The organism is Amycolatopsis sp. NPDC003676 (genome assembly GCF_053587275.1).
Genome location: NZ_JBSFNS010000426.1, coordinates 1 through 1,055, shown reverse-complemented (window position 1 = coordinate 1,055; position 1,055 = coordinate 1). Strand labels below are relative to the sequence as shown.

Below are 1,055 nucleotides of genomic sequence, written 5' to 3'. Positions count from 1 at the left end.
GTTGCGCGGCAGGTCGAAGGAGAGCCCGTCGATCAGCACGCGGTCGTCGAAGCCCTTGCGCAGCTTCTCGACCTCGACCACGTCGGTCTCGTCGAGGGGGTGCAGTTTGGCCAGGATGCTGGCGGTCTTCTTCTGCCAGCCCAGGATTCGCTGCATCACGTATCCGGCGACGCGCTTGGCGTCGGCCTGGTCGTGCCCGGCCAGGCGCAGCTTCAGATACGACCATTCCATCGCCACCAGATCGGTGTCGGTGGCGTAGGTCTCGGCGAGCAGTTCCCGCACCAGCCGCAGATCGCCCGCGTCGCGCGGGTAGCGGTGCCCGAACACCTCGGCGCAGCGATGCCCGGAGCGGGCGGCTTCGCGCACGAGCTGCCCGATCGCCTTGGCGTAGAGCTGGCGGACCCGGTCGCGGGCCAGGTCGTAGCGGGCGCCGATGCGGGTGAGGGTTTCGGGGCGCTGCCCGCCGATGCCCAAGCGCAGGGCGACGATGCGCGCGTCCCTGGCCGCGCGTTCGGCGTGCTCGGTGAGCAGTTCGGCGACCAGCTCGTCGAGTTCCTCGAGCTCGAAGGAGACATCGGTAGCGATGTCGTGATCGAGTTCCCGCCCACTCCCGGTACTCACTGGGCCACCTCCCGCTCGCTCGTGTCGGGTCAGCGTAGCGGGGCGGGCCGACAGTTCCCGGCTACAGCGCGGTGATGTACTCGCCGTAGAACAGGCACAGCCCGATCGCCGACGCGATGCCCGCGAGCACCCAGAACCGGATGATCACCGCGGTTTCGGGCCAGTTGTTCAGTTCGAAGTGGTGATGGAACGGCGCCATCCGGAACAACCGCGTGTGCGTGGTGCGGAAGACGACGATCTGCAGCACCACCGACATGATCTCCGCGACGAACAGCGCGCCGAGCACCACCGCGAGCAGTTCGGTGCGGCTGGTGATCGACAGTCCGGCCACCAGACCACCGAGGCCGAGCGAGCCGGTGTCGCCCATGAAGATCTTGGCGGGCGCGGCGTTCCACCACAGGAAGCCGATGCACGCGGCGGCCGCGGCGGCGCAC

The 1,055-nt window shown here is 68.8% G+C and carries 1 protein-coding gene and 1 pseudogene; both read right to left on the bottom strand.

Features of this window, described 5'->3' with window-relative positions; all coding sequences use genetic code 11:
• On the bottom strand, positions 1-621 hold a 621-nt coding region (locus ACWDNU_RS46955), incomplete at its 3' end, for a hypothetical protein (RefSeq protein WP_449673592.1).
• A 61-nt stretch (positions 622-682) separates the two neighbouring features.
• A pseudogene (locus tag ACWDNU_RS46950) lies at positions 683-1,055 on the bottom strand (phospho-N-acetylmuramoyl-pentapeptide-transferase); the annotation flags it as partial.